At 53.3% G+C, this 17,102-nt stretch carries 18 protein-coding genes; 17 read left to right on the top strand and 1 reads right to left on the bottom strand.

Annotated features, from left to right (window positions below):
- Positions 1–25 precede the first annotated feature (25 nt).
- The gene (locus tag ACFQO0_RS11595; protein WP_382234771.1) at positions 26–718 is read left to right on the top strand and encodes an HAD family hydrolase; all 693 of its coding nucleotides are present in this window, start codon (positions 26–28) and stop codon (positions 716–718) included.
- A gap of 142 nt (positions 719–860) precedes the next feature.
- Positions 861–1,889 (top strand): heat-inducible transcriptional repressor HrcA, encoded by a 1,029-nt coding sequence (gene hrcA / locus ACFQO0_RS11600; protein WP_382234773.1) that lies wholly within the window; start codon positions 861–863, stop codon positions 1,887–1,889.
- Positions 1,890–2,007: 118 nt separating this feature from the next.
- Here hrcA and fur read toward each other — a convergent pair whose 3' ends face one another.
- Positions 2,008–2,433, bottom strand: a complete 426-nt coding sequence (gene fur, locus ACFQO0_RS11605; protein WP_382234775.1) for a ferric iron uptake transcriptional regulator — start codon at positions 2,431–2,433, stop codon at positions 2,008–2,010.
- 81 nt (positions 2,434–2,514) lie between these two features.
- Here fur and ACFQO0_RS11610 point away from each other — a divergent pair, with 81 nt between their 5' ends.
- The 15 genes from ACFQO0_RS11610 (at position 2,515) to ACFQO0_RS11680 (ending at position 17,011) form a co-directional block, all read left to right on the top strand.
- Positions 2,515–3,174 (top strand): outer membrane protein assembly factor BamE, encoded by a 660-nt coding sequence (locus tag ACFQO0_RS11610; protein ID WP_382234777.1) that lies wholly within the window; start codon positions 2,515–2,517, stop codon positions 3,172–3,174.
- Positions 3,175–3,204: 30 nt separating this feature from the next.
- Positions 3,205–4,017, top strand: a complete 813-nt coding sequence (gene dapB / locus ACFQO0_RS11615) for a 4-hydroxy-tetrahydrodipicolinate reductase (protein WP_382234779.1) — start codon at positions 3,205–3,207, stop codon at positions 4,015–4,017.
- 88 nt (positions 4,018–4,105) lie between these two features.
- Positions 4,106–4,795, top strand: coding sequence for a MotA/TolQ/ExbB proton channel family protein (locus ACFQO0_RS11620; RefSeq protein ID WP_382234781.1), 690 nt, complete (start codon positions 4,106–4,108; stop codon positions 4,793–4,795).
- 49 nt (positions 4,796–4,844) lie between these two features.
- Positions 4,845–5,282, top strand: a complete 438-nt coding sequence (locus ACFQO0_RS11625; RefSeq protein ID WP_382234783.1) for an ExbD/TolR family protein — start codon at positions 4,845–4,847, stop codon at positions 5,280–5,282.
- 4 nt (positions 5,283–5,286) lie between these two features.
- Positions 5,287–5,613, top strand: coding sequence for a barstar family protein (locus tag ACFQO0_RS11630; RefSeq protein WP_382234785.1), 327 nt, complete (start codon positions 5,287–5,289; stop codon positions 5,611–5,613).
- Between the two features lie 149 nt (positions 5,614–5,762).
- Positions 5,763–8,408: a leucine--tRNA ligase gene (gene leuS, locus ACFQO0_RS11635; RefSeq protein ID WP_382234787.1), complete on the top strand. Its 2,646-nt coding sequence runs from the start codon at positions 5,763–5,765 to the stop codon at positions 8,406–8,408.
- 124 nt (positions 8,409–8,532) lie between these two features.
- Positions 8,533–9,060 (top strand): LPS-assembly lipoprotein LptE, encoded by a 528-nt coding sequence (locus ACFQO0_RS11640; protein WP_382234789.1) that lies wholly within the window; start codon positions 8,533–8,535, stop codon positions 9,058–9,060.
- A 15-nt stretch (positions 9,061–9,075) separates the two neighbouring features.
- Complete coding sequence (holA, locus tag ACFQO0_RS11645; protein ID WP_382234791.1) at positions 9,076–10,092, top strand: DNA polymerase III subunit delta; 1,017 nt, start codon at positions 9,076–9,078, stop codon at positions 10,090–10,092.
- Between the two features lie 187 nt (positions 10,093–10,279).
- On the top strand, positions 10,280–11,545 hold the full coding sequence (locus tag ACFQO0_RS11650) for a glutamate-5-semialdehyde dehydrogenase (RefSeq protein ID WP_382234793.1): 1,266 nt from the start codon (positions 10,280–10,282) through the stop codon (positions 11,543–11,545).
- Positions 11,546–11,695: 150 nt separating this feature from the next.
- Positions 11,696–12,115, top strand: a complete 420-nt coding sequence (locus ACFQO0_RS11655; protein WP_382234795.1) for a CopD family protein — start codon at positions 11,696–11,698, stop codon at positions 12,113–12,115.
- Positions 12,116–12,128: 13 nt separating this feature from the next.
- The gene (locus ACFQO0_RS11660; RefSeq protein WP_382234797.1) at positions 12,129–12,734 is read left to right on the top strand and encodes a 2-hydroxychromene-2-carboxylate isomerase; all 606 of its coding nucleotides are present in this window, start codon (positions 12,129–12,131) and stop codon (positions 12,732–12,734) included.
- Positions 12,735–12,871: 137 nt separating this feature from the next.
- On the top strand, positions 12,872–14,101 hold the full coding sequence (locus ACFQO0_RS11665; RefSeq protein WP_382234799.1) for a THUMP domain-containing class I SAM-dependent RNA methyltransferase: 1,230 nt from the start codon (positions 12,872–12,874) through the stop codon (positions 14,099–14,101).
- A 245-nt stretch (positions 14,102–14,346) separates the two neighbouring features.
- Entirely contained in the window at positions 14,347–14,910 is a 564-nt protein-coding gene (locus ACFQO0_RS11670; protein ID WP_382234801.1) for a TetR/AcrR family transcriptional regulator, read from the top strand.
- Between the two features lie 66 nt (positions 14,911–14,976).
- On the top strand, positions 14,977–15,456 hold the full coding sequence (locus tag ACFQO0_RS11675) for a nuclear transport factor 2 family protein (protein ID WP_382234803.1): 480 nt from the start codon (positions 14,977–14,979) through the stop codon (positions 15,454–15,456).
- Between the two features lie 283 nt (positions 15,457–15,739).
- The gene (locus ACFQO0_RS11680) at positions 15,740–17,011 is read left to right on the top strand and encodes a multidrug effflux MFS transporter (protein ID WP_382234805.1); all 1,272 of its coding nucleotides are present in this window, start codon (positions 15,740–15,742) and stop codon (positions 17,009–17,011) included.
- Positions 17,012–17,102 lie beyond the last annotated feature (91 nt).

Consider the following 17,102-nt stretch of genomic DNA (forward strand, 5'->3'; position numbering starts at 1 on the left):
ATCTGCAGAATCGGATCCTCCCCGCATGAAGTCTTCCCCTGTCAAAGCCGTTTTATTCGATCTGGACGATACCTTATGGCCGCTGGTACCCACGCTGGTCAAGGCCGAAGCCACGCTATACGACTGGCTGACCGAGCATATTCCGGGTGTCGTGCAGCGCTTCAGCAATGATGAACTGCGCGAACTGCGCATGGAATTATTGCCGACCAAGCCGGAATATCAATTCAATGTATGGGCCTTGCGTCATGCCGCGTTGACGCATGCCTGCCACCTCACCAGTGAAAACAAGGAACTGGTGGATCAGGCGATGGCTGTCTTTTCCGAAGCGCGCAATGCCGTGACACTGTTCGACGATGTCGTACCCGGCCTGGCAAGTTTGAGCGGGCAATACATGGTGGGGTCGATTTCAAATGGATTCGCGGATCTGGCTGCGATAGGCATAGACCAACATTTTCAAACATCAATTGCGGCACATCAATTTGGCAGCGCCAAACCCAATCCGGAAATTTTCCTTGCTGCTTGCGATGCGCTCGCGATCGCCCCGCATGAAGCAGTATACGTCGGCGACGACCCCGTGCTGGATATTCAAGGCGCGCAAAATGCCGGTTTGCAAGCGGTGTGGATGAATCGTTTTCAACGCACATTGCCAGATTATATTGTGCCGGCAGCCAGCTTGACCACGTTGCACGAACTCAACGCCTGGCTGAAGCGCGCATAATGCGCTTAATACCAGCCTGAGCCTCCCGATTCAGTCACAACATGCAAAATTAACAGCAGATATAAATAAGGGCGAACGCAGGTATCTCGTGTAGGCTGCACGCTTGCCGTCCCGCACCGCCACTCATTACAATACGATCATCATGCAACTCGATAACCGCGCTCAAACCCTGCTGAAAGCCCTGGTCGAACGCTATATAGCGGACGGCCAGCCTGTCGGCTCGCGCGAACTTTCAAAAATTTCCGGGCTGGACCTGTCGCCTGCCACCATACGCAACATCATGGCCGACCTGGAAGAAATGGGTTTCGTTGCCAGCCCGCATACTTCGGCTGGCCGGGTACCGACGCCACGCGGCTACCGCGTCTTCGTTGACACCCTGCTGACGGTGCAGACTATCGATGAAAGCGGCCTGGAATCAAAGCTGCAGGCCACACTGCAAAGCGGTTCTTCGCACAAAATCATCTCGAATGCGGCGCAAATTTTATCTTCGCTGTCCGAATTCGCCGGCATTGTCTTAACTCCGCGTCGCGAATCGGTGTTCCAGCAAATCGATTTTTTACGTCTGTCGGAAAAACGCATCTTGCTGGTCATCGTCGGCCCCACCGGCGATGTACAAAACCGCTTGCTGTTGACCGATGTCGATTATTCGCCATCGCAACTGGTGCAGGCAGCGAACTACATCAATCAGAATTACGGCGGACTGAGCTTTGAAGAAGTCAGGATACGGTTACAAAGCGAATTGAAGCAATTGCGCGACGATATGACGCGCCTGATGCAGGCCGCCGTTGAAGCAGGCAGCGATGCGATGAATGACAACAGCGACGACGTAGTGATCTCGGGCGAACGCAATTTGCTCAGCGTGACCGATCTGTCCTCAAACATGGTTTCGCTACGCAAATTATTCGATCTGTTTGAACAGAAAACCAGCCTCATGCAATTGCTGGATGTATCAAACAAGGCCACGGGTGTACAGATTTTCATCGGCGGGGAATCGAATCTAGTGCCCATGGACCAGATGAGCGTGGTGACTTCACCTTACACGGTCAACGGCAAGGTGGTCGGGACGCTGGGGGTGATCGGGCCGACCCGCATGGCGTATGAACGCGTGATTCCAATCGTCGACATCACTGCCAAACTGCTTTCGAATGCGCTTAGCCATATACACACTTGAATGCACTCTTGATACCCGCCTGAAGTTACATCGGCCGCCCCCAATTAAAAACGCCATGCACTCGATAACAAGTGCATGGCGTTTTTTCAAATGCGGCCGACATTAACGTCGTCGCAATTTATTTCTTGGGTTTGCGGCAATCCTTGCAGTGACCGTATAAAGCCAATGCGTGATCGGCGATCTCAAAGCCGCGTTCATGCGCAATCTTTACCTGGCGTTTTTCGATTTCGGCATCAAAAAATTCCTCTACCTTGCCGCAATCGAGGCAAACAAGGTGGTCATGGTGTGAGCCTTCATTCAATTCAAACACCGCTTTACCGGTTTCAAAATGATTCCGTTGAAGCAATCCGGCCTGCTCAAATTGCGTCAGAACGCGATAAACGGTTGCCAGACCAACATCGAGATTGTCTGCCAACAACATCTTGTAGACGTCTTCTGCGCTCAGATGACGGACTTCGGCATTTTGAAAAATATCGAGGATTTTCAGGCGGGGCAGCGTCGCTTTCAGACCGCTGGCTTTTAACTCGGATGGATTGTTGGGCATGTTTTGTTCAGATTAAGGATATCTGCCTTATCATATAGCGTTTTCGTACAATTGCTCAATCCCTTGAGACTTCATATGCACATGCTGCCCTCTTATTTTAATCGTACCCCGGCTATCGCCGGTGCATTTTGTCTGTTGCTGGCAACTGCCATGACGGGTTGCGCATCGAAAAACCCATTAATGGAAGAACCAACTCCCGTTGCGGCAAAAGCCAAACCAGCCGCCGCGCCGGTTGCACAAACACCTGCAGCAACGCCAGTCGCCGAACAAAAGAATACACCTGCGTCCGCCACGGCAAGCGCGACTCCAGTCGTTCCCGCCGCCACGCAAGCTTCGCCAGAAGCGCCGGTCGCAGCGGCTGCCGCGCCAGTCACCGCACGCGCAGGCACATCGACGGGCGTGCAAACCAAGCAGGCAAACCGCTTCCTCGGCATTTTCCGCCCTTACCGTCCTGACATTCAGCAAGGCAACTTCGTTTCGCAAGAAATGGTCGCACAACTGAAACCCGGCATGACGCAAGATCAGGTCGTATTCCTGCTTGGCACACCTTTGCTGACCGATGTGTTTCACGCCGATCGCTGGGACTACGCCTTCCGCCTGCAAAAAGGCAATGGCGAAATCACCACCAGCCGCGTGACAGTTTTCTTCAAGGACAAGCTGGTCTCGAGTTTTGAAGGCGGCGATCTGCCGACAGAAAAAGACTATCTGGAACGCATTGCCGACAAAGCAAAAGTTAAATAATTCCCTGAACACACTGAACACCATTTAGCCATGAATCAAATGAAAATCGCGGTTGCAGGCGCGTCCGGCCGCATGGGCCACATGTTGATCGAAGCCATCCTGGAAGCATCGGATGCGGCGCTTTCCGGCGCACTGGATATCGCCGCCTCCCCTGCCGTCGGCACCGATGCCGCAGCTTTTCTCGGCAAGCCATCCGGCGTGTTGATCGAATCGGACTTCGCCAAAGGCCTGGCCGATGCCGATTTCCTGATCGACTTCACGCGTCCTGAAGGTACGCTCAAGCATCTTGAATATTGCGCGGCGCACGGCATCAAGATGATCATAGGCACGACTGGTTTCGACGCTGCAGGGAAGGCCGCGATTGCCGCCGCAGCTGAAAAAACCGCGATCATGTTTGCGCCGAATATGAGTGTAGGCGTCAACGTCACCATGAAACTGCTGGAAATGGCGGCCAAGAGTTTTTCCGAAGGCTACGATATCGAAATCATCGAGGCACACCACCGCCACAAAGTCGATGCGCCATCCGGCACCGCTATCAAAATGGGCGAAGTCATTGCTGGCGCCTTGGGCAAGGAATTGAACGACGTCGCCGTATGGGCGCGCGAAGGCGTGACCGGCGAACGTGATCCGTCTTCGATCGGTTTTGCCACCATACGTGGCGGTGACATCGTCGGCGATCACACCGTGCTGTTTGCCGGTATCGGCGAACGCATCGAGATTTCACACAAATCGTCGAGTCGCGTGACCTACGCGCATGGCAGTTTGCGCGCCGCACGCTTTCTGGCAACTAAAAAAACCGGCTTGTTCGACATGCAGGACGTATTGGGCCTGCGCGCAATTTAAGAGGCCACAGCTCAGGCAACAGAACCGCAAGCACTGCAAGCTTTAACCGATCAATCCAGCTTACATCCAGCCTACTCAGATCGACATCATGAACTCCACTGCAGAACAAGGATTGGGTCTGGCCCATTACTGGGCACAAGGTGATGCTGTTTCGCACGCCGTCGCTTATGCGCTGTTGATCATGTCGATACTCAGCTGGTACTACATCCTGTCCAAAGGTTGGAGTTCATGGCGCATACGGCGCAGCGCCGCAGCGCTGGAAGGTTTCTGGCAGGCGCCCACACTGACCGATGCCATTGCCACCATCAAGCTGGCTGACAGTGAAAACGTCTATACGCCGCTGGCTGCACAAAGTGCCGAAGCCGCCAATATCAAACCGCACGCCAACTCACTCAACGCCAATACCGATCCGGGCGAATTGATCACGCGCACGCTGCGTCAGGAGATCAATCGCGTTTCAGCACGGCTCGAAAGCGGACTGACCTTGCTGGCATCGGTTGGTTCTACCGCGCCTTTCGTCGGTTTGTTCGGTACGGTGTGGGGGATTTATCATGCACTGGTCGCCGTCTCGGCATCTGGGACGGTACAAATCGACAAGGTGGCCGGCCCGGTTGGCGAAGCGCTGATCATGACAGCGCTGGGCTTGGCAGTGGCAATTCCCGCGGTACTGGCTTACAACGCCTTTACCCGCGTCAATCGCGTCACGCTGGCAGAACTGGATGCATTTGCGCATGACTTGCATGCCTACCTGACAACTGGCACACGCGTCGGCAAATGACATTGCCCTTTCCAATGAACATGGACAAAAAGGCGTAGGAACACAAAACATGGCATTCGGCGGATTCAACGACAACAAGCAGCCGGCACCGATGGCCGACATCAATGTCACGCCCATGGTCGACGTGATGCTGGTGTTGCTGGTGATTTTTATCATCACTGCGCCACTCTTCACGCATGCAATCAAGCTCGACTTGCCGGCTGCGCAATCTGCGCCTGCACCTACCGAACCGAGCACGATTTCCCTCTCCATCAATGGCGAAGGCGCGATTTTCTGGAACAACGATCCGATTACGCAAGAAGCACTAAATAGTCGATTGGTTATTGCATCCAAGCAGCAACCCCAACCGCAATTGCAATTGCGCGCCGATAAAGGCACGCGTTACGAAGTCATCGCGCAAGTCATGGCCGCGGCGCAAACCAATGGCTTGACCAAGTTGGGTTTCGTCACTGACGTGCCGACCTCGGCGCCACCAACAAAAAAGTAAATTCATGGCTGTCGTACATTTGAATGGCGAAACCATCGCTGACTGGAATACTTTTCATACCGCGTGCAAGACTGTATTCGGCTTCCCCGATTTCTATGGCTGCAGCATGGATGCGTGGGTCGATTGCCTGAGTTATTTGCGCGATGAAGAAAACATGACGAAATTCATTCTCAAACCGAATGAGAAGCTGCAAATCGTCGTCGATCATGCAGACATCCTGCGTAAAAATGCCCCCGATCTCCTCGAAGAAGTCACCTTCTGCATAGAAGGTATCAACGAGCGCTACGCCGATTATGGCGAAAATCCTGCGCTTGAACTCAAACTCGCGTGAACACCGAAACTTGGTGAAAGTGAAACCCATCTGAGGCAAGCAAGGGCCGGCTTGCAATCGCCTCGCTACCGACACGCCATCAGGGTGGGCGAACCAGTATAATCATGGGTTCGTATCTACATTCACCCTCACTTTTGGCTCCATCCGTCATGCAAGATAAATACAGCCCCGCCGAAGTAGAAAAATCGGCGCACGACCATTGGCAGGCAATCGACGCATACAAAGCCGTCGAACACGCCAAAGATAAAAACGGCAAAGACAAGAAAAAATTCTACGCATGCTCGATGCTGCCTTACCCATCCGGCAAGCTGCACATGGGTCACGTGCGCAATTACACGATCAACGACGTGATGTATCGCTATCTGCGCATGAACGGCTACAACGTGCTGATGCCTATGGGCTGGGATGCCTTCGGCATGCCGGCAGAAAACGCAGCGATGCAGAATAACGTGCCGCCGGCGCAATGGACTTATTCGAACATCGAATACATGAAGACGCAAATGGCGTCCATGGGCCTTGCGATCGACTGGTCGCGCGAAATGACCGCGTGCAAGCCTGAGTATTACAAATGGAACCAATGGATGTTCCTGAAGATGCTCGAAAAAGGCATCATCTACAAAAAAACCGGCACCGTAAACTGGGACCCCATCGATCAAACAGTTCTGGCCAACGAACAAGTCATCGATGGTCGCGGCTGGCGCTCAGGCGCGCTGATCGAGAAGCGTGAAATCCCGATGTACTACGCGCGCATCACCGATTACGCAGAAGAATTGCTGGACCACGTCGACAATAAATTGCCGGGCTGGCCGGAACGCGTGCGCACCATGCAATCCAACTGGATAGGCAAATCGACAGGCGTACGGTTCGCATTCACGCACGATATCAAAGACGACGACAAACTCCTCAACGATGGCAAGTTGTGGGTCTTCACAACGCGTGCTGACACGATCAAGGGCGTGACTTTCTGCGCGGTTGCGCCGGAACACGCATTGGCGACTTTCGCAGCAAAATCGAATCCTGAGCTGGCCGACTTCATCGCCGAATGCAAACTCGGCAGCGTGATTGAAGCAGACATGGCGACGATGGAAAAGAAAGGCATGCCGACCGGCCTCTTCGTCAAACATCCATTGACGGGCTCACTGGTCGAAGTATGGGTGGGCAACTACGTGTTGATCACATACGGCGACGGCGCAGTGATGGGCGTGCCGGCGCATGACGAGCGCGATTTCGCATTCGCACAAAAATACGTATTGCCTATTCATCAGGTCATCGATGTGGAAGGTAAAACTTTTTCAGACGTCAGCTGGCACGACTGGTATGCCGACAAGGAAAACGGTCGCTGCATCAATTCCGGCAAGTACGATGGCCTAAATTATCAGCAGGCAGTTGATACGATCGCCGCTGATCTGGAAGAGCTCGGCCTCGGCGAAAAGAAAATCACCTATCGCCTGCGCGACTGGGGCATTTCGCGTCAGCGTTACTGGGGCACACCGATCCCGATGATCAACTGCGCCGATTGCGGTGCGGTACCTGTACCGGAAAAAGATTTACCGGTCGTCCTGCCGGAAGATTGTGTACCGGACGGTAGCGGCAATCCACTGAACAAGCACGAAGCCTTCCTTAAATGTGATTGCCCGAAATGCGGCAAACCTGCTCGTCGCGAAACCGATACGATGGATACCTTCGTCGACTCGTCGTGGTATTACATGCGCTATTGCTCGCCTAACAGCAGCGATGCAATGGTCGACAGCCGCAACGATTACTGGATGCCGATGGATCAGTATATCGGTGGCATCGAACATGCAGTTCTGCATTTGCTGTACGCACGCTTCTGGACCAAGGTCATGCGCGACTTTGGCCTGATCAAATTCGACGAGCCGTTCACCAATCTGCTGACGCAGGGCATGGTGCTGAACGAAACCTACTATCGCGAAGAAAGCAACGGCAAGAAAACTTGGTACAACCCGGCCGACGTACAACTTGAGCTGGATGAAAAAGGTCGCCCCGTTTCTGCAAAACTCACTACCGATGGTCAACCGGTTGCAATCGGTGGCACGGAAAAAATGTCAAAGTCGAAGAACAACGGCATTGACCCACAAGCGCAAATTGATCAGTACGGTGCAGATACCGCTCGTCTGTTCACGATGTTTGCATCGCCACCAGAGCAGACGCTGGAATGGTCGGGCGCTGGCGTCGAAGGTGCGAATCGTTTCCTGCGTCGCGTATGGGCTTATTCGTACAATCAATCGGCACGCATTGCAGCAGCAACGACTATTGATTTGAGCAAGCTGACCGAAGCGCAAAAAACCTTGCGTCGCGAAGTGCACAAAATTCTGCAGCAAGCCGACAGCGATTTCAAACGGATTCAATACAACACCGTCGTTTCTGCCAGCATGAAAATGTTGAATACGCTGGAAGCTGCCAAGCTGGATGATTCTGCTGCATCGAATGCAGTGATCAGCGAAGGCTTGTCTATCTTCCTGCGCATACTCAATCCGATCGCACCACACATTACGCACGCGCTGTGGCAAGAGTTGGGCTTTGCAAAAGTACATGGCGATATACTCGACGCATCGTGGCCTCAAGTCGATGCAGCGGCACTGGAACAAGCGGAAATTGAAATGATGATTCAGGTGAACGGCAAACTGCGCGGTAGCATCATCGTCGCGAAGGACGCGGACAAGGCCAGCATCGAGGCCGCCGCACTGGCAAATGAAACCGTACAGAAGTTCATCGAAGGCACACCGAAGAAAATCATCGTGGTGCCTGGCAAGCTGGTCAACATCGTTGCCTGATTTGTTCGTAAATGTGATGGCTGATGGGATTGAGCAATCAAGGTAACGCCATCGCTTTTGAAGTATTAGTTGAAGTGCTCATTTTGAAGTACTGGTTTAAAGTAAAAATCACGCAGGATTACCCATGCTAAAAAATCGCCGTCTTCTCTGTATCGCTCTGGCTTCGACTGTCATGCTTTCGGCATGCGGTTTCAAGCTGCGCGGCTCTATCCTCGGCAGCAATCTGCCATTTAAATCGATTTTTCTGGCCGTGCCGGAAACCTCGGCGCTGGGTATAGAGTTGCGCCGCTATATACGCGGCAGCGGCGAGCTCGAGATCAAGGATAGACAGGAAGATGCGGAGGCGACTCTCGATATCACCAATGAAATACGTGAAAAGGTGATTTTGTCGCTTAACAGTCAGGGTCGCGTGCGCGAATACGTGCTGTACTACCGCGTCAACATCCGTGTGCGCGACAGCAAGAATGTCGAGTTGCTGGCGCCGACACAGATCGTCTTGAAACGCGACATCAGCTACAACGAAAACCAGGTGCTGGCCAAAGAATCCGAAGAAGCGATGCTGTATCGCGACATGCAGTCAGATCTCGTGCAACAGATTCTGCGCCGCATGGCAGCGATCAAGCCGGTGGATAGCAGCGCGACGCCGCAATAAGACTGCGCCGCCACAATGCAACTGCGCTTCGACGCTCTGGACACGCATTTGAGCAAGCCGCTAGCCGGCTTGTACGTGATCACGAGCGATGAACATCTGCTGGCACTGGAAGCTGCAGACAAAATACGCAAGACAGCGCGCGCGCAAGGATTTTCCGAACGCGAAGTACTAGTCGTCGATCGCAGCTTTAAATGGGGCGAACTGCTGTCAGCCAATCAATCGCAATCGCTATTTGGCGACAAGAAGTTGATAGAGCTGCGTATCCCTACCGGCAAACCCGGCAAGGATGGTGGCAAGGCCTTGCAGGATTATTCTGCGTCGCTTAGTCCCGACAACGTCACCCTGATTACTTTGCCCAAGCTGGACTGGGCCACACAAAAAGCGGTGTGGGTTGCCAGCTTGCAGCAAGCCAGCGTCTTCATCGACATCCCGCTGGTCGAGCGTGCGCAATTACCGGCTTGGCTGGGCATGCGTCTGGCAGCGCAGCGCCAAAGTGCGAACCGCGAATGCCTGGACTTCATTGCGGAGCGTGTCGAAGGCAATCTGCTGGCCGCGCATCAAGAAATACAAAAGCTGGCACTGCTTTATCCTGAAGGTGCGCTGAGCTTCGAACAAATCCATGACGCCGTTCTCAATGTCGCGCGCTACGATGTATTCAAGCTGAATGAAGCAATGTTGAGCGGCGATACTGCAAGACTGGTGCGTATGTTGGAAGGTCTGCAAGGTGAAGGCGAGGCATTACCGCTGGTGTTGTGGGCCGTTGCGGAAGAAATTCGCACCTTGCTGAAATTAAAATCCGGGATGGCACAAGGCCGCCCATTAAGCCAGTTAACAAAAGAACATCGGATCTGGGGTCCGCGTGAACGCTTGATAGAGCCGGCATTGCGCAGACTAAAATTAGCGACACTGGAAAGCGCGCTGCAGGAAGCGGCACAAATCGATAAGATGGTAAAAGGTTTACGCGCCAAGAAGTTTTCTGGTGATGCCTGGGATGCAATGCTGCAACTGGGATTGAAGATCGCACGCGGTTGATTGAACAAGTACGCAGATTACCGAACACTTGCGATAAAGCTTGCCGCAGCCATGTATGAGGAAGCTCGGGGACTATGTCAATAGTGACAGCAGTAGCCAGCCCATCAATTCCGAGAAATCGTTGCAAACAGTTTTCGTTGTACGCGTTGTCTTTAATTAATCGAAGTACCAACCATTCCTGAACAAAATGGATATCAAGCAATACATGAAAGAAGTCGGTCAACGTGCACGCAAGGCTTCGCGTGCAATGGCCAAGGCTGATACCGCTGCCAAGAACAAGGCTTTGTCGCTGATCGCTGCTGCGATTCATCGCGACGCCGATATCTTGCGCGCAGCAAATCAAAAGGATCTGGATGCAGCGCGTGCCAGCGGTTTGGCACCGGCATTGCTCGACCGTCTGACTTTGTCCGATAAAGCGATTACCACGATGGCAGAAGGCTTGGAGCAAATCGTTGCGCTGCCCGATCCTATCGGCGAAATCTCGAATATGAAATATCGTCCAACCGGGATTCAGGTTGGTCAGATGCGCGTCCCTCTCGGAGTGATCGGCATCATTTATGAAGCACGTCCAAACGTAACCGTCGACGCTGCAGGTTTGTGCATCAAGAGCGGTAACGCGACCATCTTGCGTGGCGGCTCAGAAGCGATTCACTGCAATCAGGCGCTGGCAAAAATCGTCAGCGAAGGTTTGGCTGGCGCGGGCTTGCCTGCCGATGCAGTGCAAATTGTGGAAACCACGGATAGAGCCGCAGTCGGTGAATTGATTACCATGCCTGAATACGTGGACGTCATCGTGCCACGTGGCGGCAAAGGTTTGATCGAGCGCTTGATGAAGGAATCCAAAGTGCCGATGATCAAACATCTGGACGGGATTTGCCACGTCTACATCGACAGCAGTGCAGACTTGAAGAAAGCAGTGGATATTTCATTCAATGCAAAATGCCATCGTTACGGCACATGCAACACGATGGAAACTTTGTTGGTCGCGCGTTCAATCGCACCTACGGTTTTGCCAGAGCTGGCGAAATTGTATGCAACGCAAGAAGTGGAATTGCGCGCTGATGATGAAGCGCGCGCAATCCTGCAAGGTTACCCGCATTTGACCGCAGTCACTGAACAGGATTGGAGCGAAGAATATCTGGCACCTATCCTCGCAGTTAAAGTTGTCGAGAATATGGATGAAGCGATCGAGCACATCAATAACTATTCGTCGCAGCACACAGACAGCATCGTGACGGAAGACTACACGCGCGCGATGCGCTTCCTGCGCGAAGTCGATTCCGCTTCAGTGATGATCAATGCATCGACACGCTTTGCCGATGGCTTTGAATATGGTTTGGGTGCAGAAATCGGAATCTCCAACGACAAGCTGCATGCACGTGGCCCGGTCGGTCTGGATGGATTGACGTCTTTGAAATATGTCGTCTTCGGGCATGGAGAAATTCGTACGTGATGTCGGACCAACAGCCATGCAGACGGAGTGTTGTCTTGCACGGCAACACAGTTACGCAGGTACAGGGCCATGACGCGCGACCTTCTTGCTTAACAAAGGTGAAGTCCACGCCTGATTTGCGCACAGTCATTTCTTCATCCGGGAAACACCATGCTCTGGATTAAAGCGCTGCATATCGTGTTTGTGATGTCGTGGTTTGCCGGCTTGTTCTATCTGCCGCGCATTTTCGTCAATCTGGCAATGGAAACCGATACCACGACGACCACCCGTTTGCTGCTGATGGCGCGCAAGCTGTACCGCTTCACGACGATACTCGCGATTCCCGCCCTGATTTTTGGTGGCGCTTTGCTGATGTATGGTTTTGGACAAGGACCTGGAAATGGCTGGCTGCATGCAAAGCTGTTTTTGGTATTGCTGGTGATCGGCTACCACCATGCCTGTGGTTCGCTGTTGAAAAAATTCGAGCGCGGCGCAAACCGGCGCAGTCACGTATGGTATCGCTGGTTCAACGAAGCGCCGGTTATCCTATTGCTGCTGATTGTTATCCTGGTCGTTGTCAAACCGTTTTAAATTGGGAGGCTTCATGGCCAAGGTTTGTGAATATTATTTTGCACCGCAATCGCCATGGTCTTATTTCGGCCATGAACGCCTGCTCACGCTGGCGCAACAATACGATGTACAGATCGAGATGAAGCCTATCGATCTGTCGAAAATTTTCAGCGTATCCGGCGGCTTGCCCCTGGCCAAACGTCCGCCGCAACGTCAGGCTTATCGCCTGATTGAATTAAAACGCTGGAGCGAACATCTGGACTTGCCTTTGAATCCGCAACCTAAGTTTTCCCCGGTATCGGGCGATACATCGGCCAAATTGATCATCGCCACCAAATTCGCACATGGCACTGATGCGGCGCTCGCGCTGACCACTGCGGTGATGCGTGCCTTGTGGGCAGAAGACAAGAACATCATGGATGCAGATACGCTGATCGCACTGGCAAATGCGGCCGGCCACGACGGCCACGCCTTGCTGAAATCGTCAGAAACGACAGCAGTGCAAAATGAGTACGAGCAATTCACCAATGATGCCATGGCCGCCAGCGTATTTGGCGCCCCCTGGTATGTCGTCGATGGCGTGGCGTTCTGGGGTCAGGATAGACTGGACTTCGTTGAGCGCGCTTTTCAAGGTGCCTGACGCGTTTCCCTGCCCCGCTTCACCTCGCAAGTTTGACTGAACAGTTTTTAAAGAAGTACTACAACACCCGGTTCGCGCGGCGCATCACCAAGATGCGGTCGCGCGTCTATTTTCATAACGGATAAAAGGTCCCCCTCATGTCAGCACCCCATTCCTATTTCTGTCCATGCCCGCGCGGTTTGGAAATCGCCCTCGCCGAAGAACTCAGCGAGATCGCGGCAGCGCCCGGCAGCGGCAACACACTCAAGGTACATTTGCAGGTTCCCGGCGGCGTGCATTGCTCAGGCACCTTGCAGGATGCCTATCGTATCAACCTGCATTCACGCATTGCATCGCGCGTCTTGATGCGCATGGCACACGCAAGCTACACGACTGAAAACGACATTTATGATTTGACGCTGGCGCAACCGTGGGAAGACTGGTTCGCCGTGCATCACACTATCCGTATCGATGTCACCGCAATTAAATCGCCGCTCCGCAGCCTGGAATTCACAACCTTGAAAATCAAGGATGCGATTTGTGACCGTTTCCGCGATATCTACAACGAACGCCCATCCGTCGATACCAAAATGCCGGACATGCGCATCGTCGGCTTTCTCGATGCCCGCAACTTTACCGTCTATCTCGACACGTCCGGCGAGGCCTTGTTCAAGCGCGGCTGGCGCATGGAAACCGGTGACGCGCCCTTGCGCGAAAACCTGGCAGCCGGTCTGCTGCGCACTTCAGGCTGGAAACCCGGCATGACCTTGTTCGACCCTATGTGCGGCTCAGGGACCATCCTGGCTGAAGCTGCGCAAATGTTGGCGGGCATTCCACCCGGTTTGCACCGCGATTTCGCCTTCGAGAAATTCGCCGGCTTTGACAAGGCAGAATGGGCCGCGATCAAGAACAGCGTCAAACCCAACATGTTGCCGACCGAACCAACGATTTTCGGTAGCGATATTTCCGGCGACATGGTGGCGATGACACGCAACAATCTGAACAAGGCAGGCATCCGCTTCGAGGTACCGTTGAAGCAGATCGAAGCACAGGAAGTGAAAGCACCTAGCGAAGTGCCAGGCATCCTGCTGACCAACCCACCCTATGGCGAACGTATCGGCGTACGCGGCGACAGCACCATCGAAGCGGACGACATGGCCAAGGATTTCTTCAGCGCGTTTGGCACAACATTGAAACAGCGCTTCGCCGGCTGGCAGGTGTTTTTGTTTACCGCAGATCTGGGCTTGCCTAAATTGCTGCGCCTGAAAGAAGCACGCAAGACGCCGTTCTTCAACGGCGCCCTCGAATGCCGTTTGTTCCGCTTTGATATGGTGGCCGGCTTCAATCGCCGCGAGCAAGCCAAACCGAAAGCAGAATCCGCCGAATAGGCTTTTAATGCCGCAGCGTTGACCGCGGCAACTGCAGCAATACTTATCACGGAAAGACTGAAGCGCTCCTGACACCAAGCTGTCAGGAGCGCTTCTGCATGATGCGTACTGCCATCCGGTATTTCACGCGCATACATCATACATACAAAAATAAATCGGCTCCAAATCGCTTCCCTATTCGTCAGGTTTTTAGCCTTATAAAAAAAGCTTGACGCATGTAGAACGATCATTCTACCATTTGTCGCATGGAAGATAGCGCAACAACCGAAACGATGGCCAAGCTGTTGGCCGCAACAGAACGCCTGATCTACGCAGGCGGCATTTGCGCGACCGGCATGGATGCGATCGTCAAGGCCTCAGGTGTCGCCAGAAAAACCATTTACCGTTATTTCGCCACCAAGGATGAGCTGGTTGCCGCGGCCTTGAGTAAACGTGATGAGCACTGGATGCGCTGGTTTATCGCTACCAGCAACAAGGCGGATACTCCGGAGGAACGTTTGCTGGCCACCTTCGACGCGCTGGAAGAATGGTTTTTCACGCCTGATTTCCGCGGTTGTGCCTTCATCAATGCGGCGGGAGAAATCGGCGATGCGAGTACGTCCATTCGTGCTGTCGCAAAGGAACACAAGATCAAGCTGCGCAATTTTTTGCGCGAGCTGGCAGAAGAATATGGCGCTGAAAATCCGGATGAATTGGCGATGGAATTTCTCATTCTGATCGATGGCGCGATTACGGTTGCTTTGGTAATGGGCAACAAGGAAGCGGTACGCGATGCAAAGAAGCTCGCGCGCAAGTTGCTGCAACCTTGAAGTTGTTTTTTTACCCATCACCTGAGTTGAATCCCATGCAGTCCCACTCAACCAATGGAGATCGAGATGTCAGTCAATCCTAATGCCCGCCCACCGCTGCCCCCCTTCACCCGCGAAACCGCGATGCAGAAAATTCGCGGAGCAGAAGATGGCTGGAATAGCCGCAATGCAGAAAAAGTTTCGCTCGCCTACAGTGTGGATACCAAATGGCGCAATCGCGCAGAATTCATCAATGGTCGGCAAGAAGCGCAAGCCTTCCTCGAACGCAAATGGAACAAGGAACTTGACTATCGTCTCATCAAGGAACTGTGGGCCTACACCGACAATCGCATCGCGGTTCGTTACGCCTATGAGTGGCATGACGATGCCGGTAACTGGTTCCGCTCATACGGCAATGAGAACTGGGAGTTCAACGCCGATGGCTTGATGACGCATAGACATGCATGCATCAACGATATGCCTATCAAGGAATCGGACCGCAAATTCCATTGGCCCTTGGGTCGCCGTCCGGATGACCATCCCGGCCTGTCGGATCTCGGCTTGTAAGACTGCGCTTGACCAGGATTTTTCTTCCGCAGATTGTTTTTCAAATAATGCTGTTCGCCCTCCCACTTTTCATCACGCTAGCAAGGTGATGAAAAGTGATGGATTAACGCGATGTAGCAGACAGCGTGCGCATGGTGCCGGCCCTTGATATTTGCCGACGTAAAACCTTATTGACAGAAAAGCGCATAATTTGGCTTCTTCTGTATCGATGGCACGACGGCTAGCGCGGTCGCATCACGCCAGCAAGAAAAACCCGTACATACCCCGCAAAGAAAGCAGTCTGATGTCCGCTGAAAAAACACGCCCATCGTCCGTCGCCAGCACGTCAATCGCCATCAACAGTAGCGCACTCGCGATCATGCTAGCGGCACTGTCCATGCTAGGGCCTTTTTCCATCGATACGTATTTACCGGCCTTTCCGAATATTCAGGCATCACTGGGCGCCAGTGCGATCGAAGTTCAGCAAACACTGACCGCCTATATGTTTTCTTTTGCAGTCATGATTCTTTGGCATGGCGCACTGTCGGACGCATTTGGGCGACGCAATATTATTCTGGTTGCCTTGGCCGTGTTTGCCGTTGCCACCCTCGGTTGTGCATCGGCCCATAGCATCGAATACCTGTGGGCGTTCCGTATGCTGCAGGGCTTGGCTGCCGGCGCGGGGGTAGTCATCGGTCGCGCGATTATTCGTGATCTATACGCGGGCTCCGAAGCAGAGAAACTGCTGTCGCTAGTGACCATGATTTTTTCGATCGCACCGGCAATCGCACCGATACTGGGCGGCTGGGTCGTCAAGCACATGGATTGGCGCGCCATTTTCCTTGGATTGTTTGCCTATGCAGTACTGCTGCTGATCTATTGCTACAAACGCTTGCCGGAATCCCTGCCAGCTGAGAAGCGACAACCCTTCAATCCTGAATTTTTATATCAAAGCTACAAGCGTGTATTTCGCTCGCCGCTGTTTCATTTGAAATCCGGTGCGATTGCCTTCAATTTTGCCGGCATGTTTTTGTATGTCGCGGCAGCGCCGGTCTTCCTGGTTGAACATCTGGGTCTGGGGCCGGATCAATTCGGCTGGCAGTTTGTCCCGACTGTGGGAGGTATTTTCTGCGGTGCATTGACCGCCAATCGCCTGGCTGGCCATATTCCTGTCGGGCGCCAGGTATTGATTGGATTTGCTTTTTTGATCGGCGCGGGGAGTTTCAACCTACTGTATCACGCGCTGTTCCCGCCTATGCTGCCGTGGTCGGTTGCACCGCTGTTTTTCTATACCTTCGGCATGTCGATGGTGGCACCCGGCGTGACTTTGCTGGTCCTGGATCTGTTCCCGAATATTCGCGGCATCGTCGCATCCTGCCAATCATTTACGCTGACCATGCTGGGCGCCTTGGTGGCCGGTGTGATTGCGCCAATCCTGTCGCACTCGCCGGTTGCGTTGGCACTTGGCCAACTGCTCTTTACCTTGATTGCATTGAGCCTATGGCTGGGTGGGCGCCGTTACCGGCGCCTGCTGGATATCCGCAAGGAACCGAATGCATGGGAAAACATAGAATAAAAGTTATGTAGCGAAAAAATATTGTGGATATACCGCTGCCTACCATTCAACTTTCATTCAACTCTCGCTTTAAAAATCCGGTTTATTCGCG

Origin of the sequence: Herminiimonas aquatilis, assembly GCF_042665175.1 — a bacterium.
GTDB lineage: Bacteria > Pseudomonadota > Gammaproteobacteria > Burkholderiales > Burkholderiaceae_D > Oxalicibacterium > Oxalicibacterium aquatilis.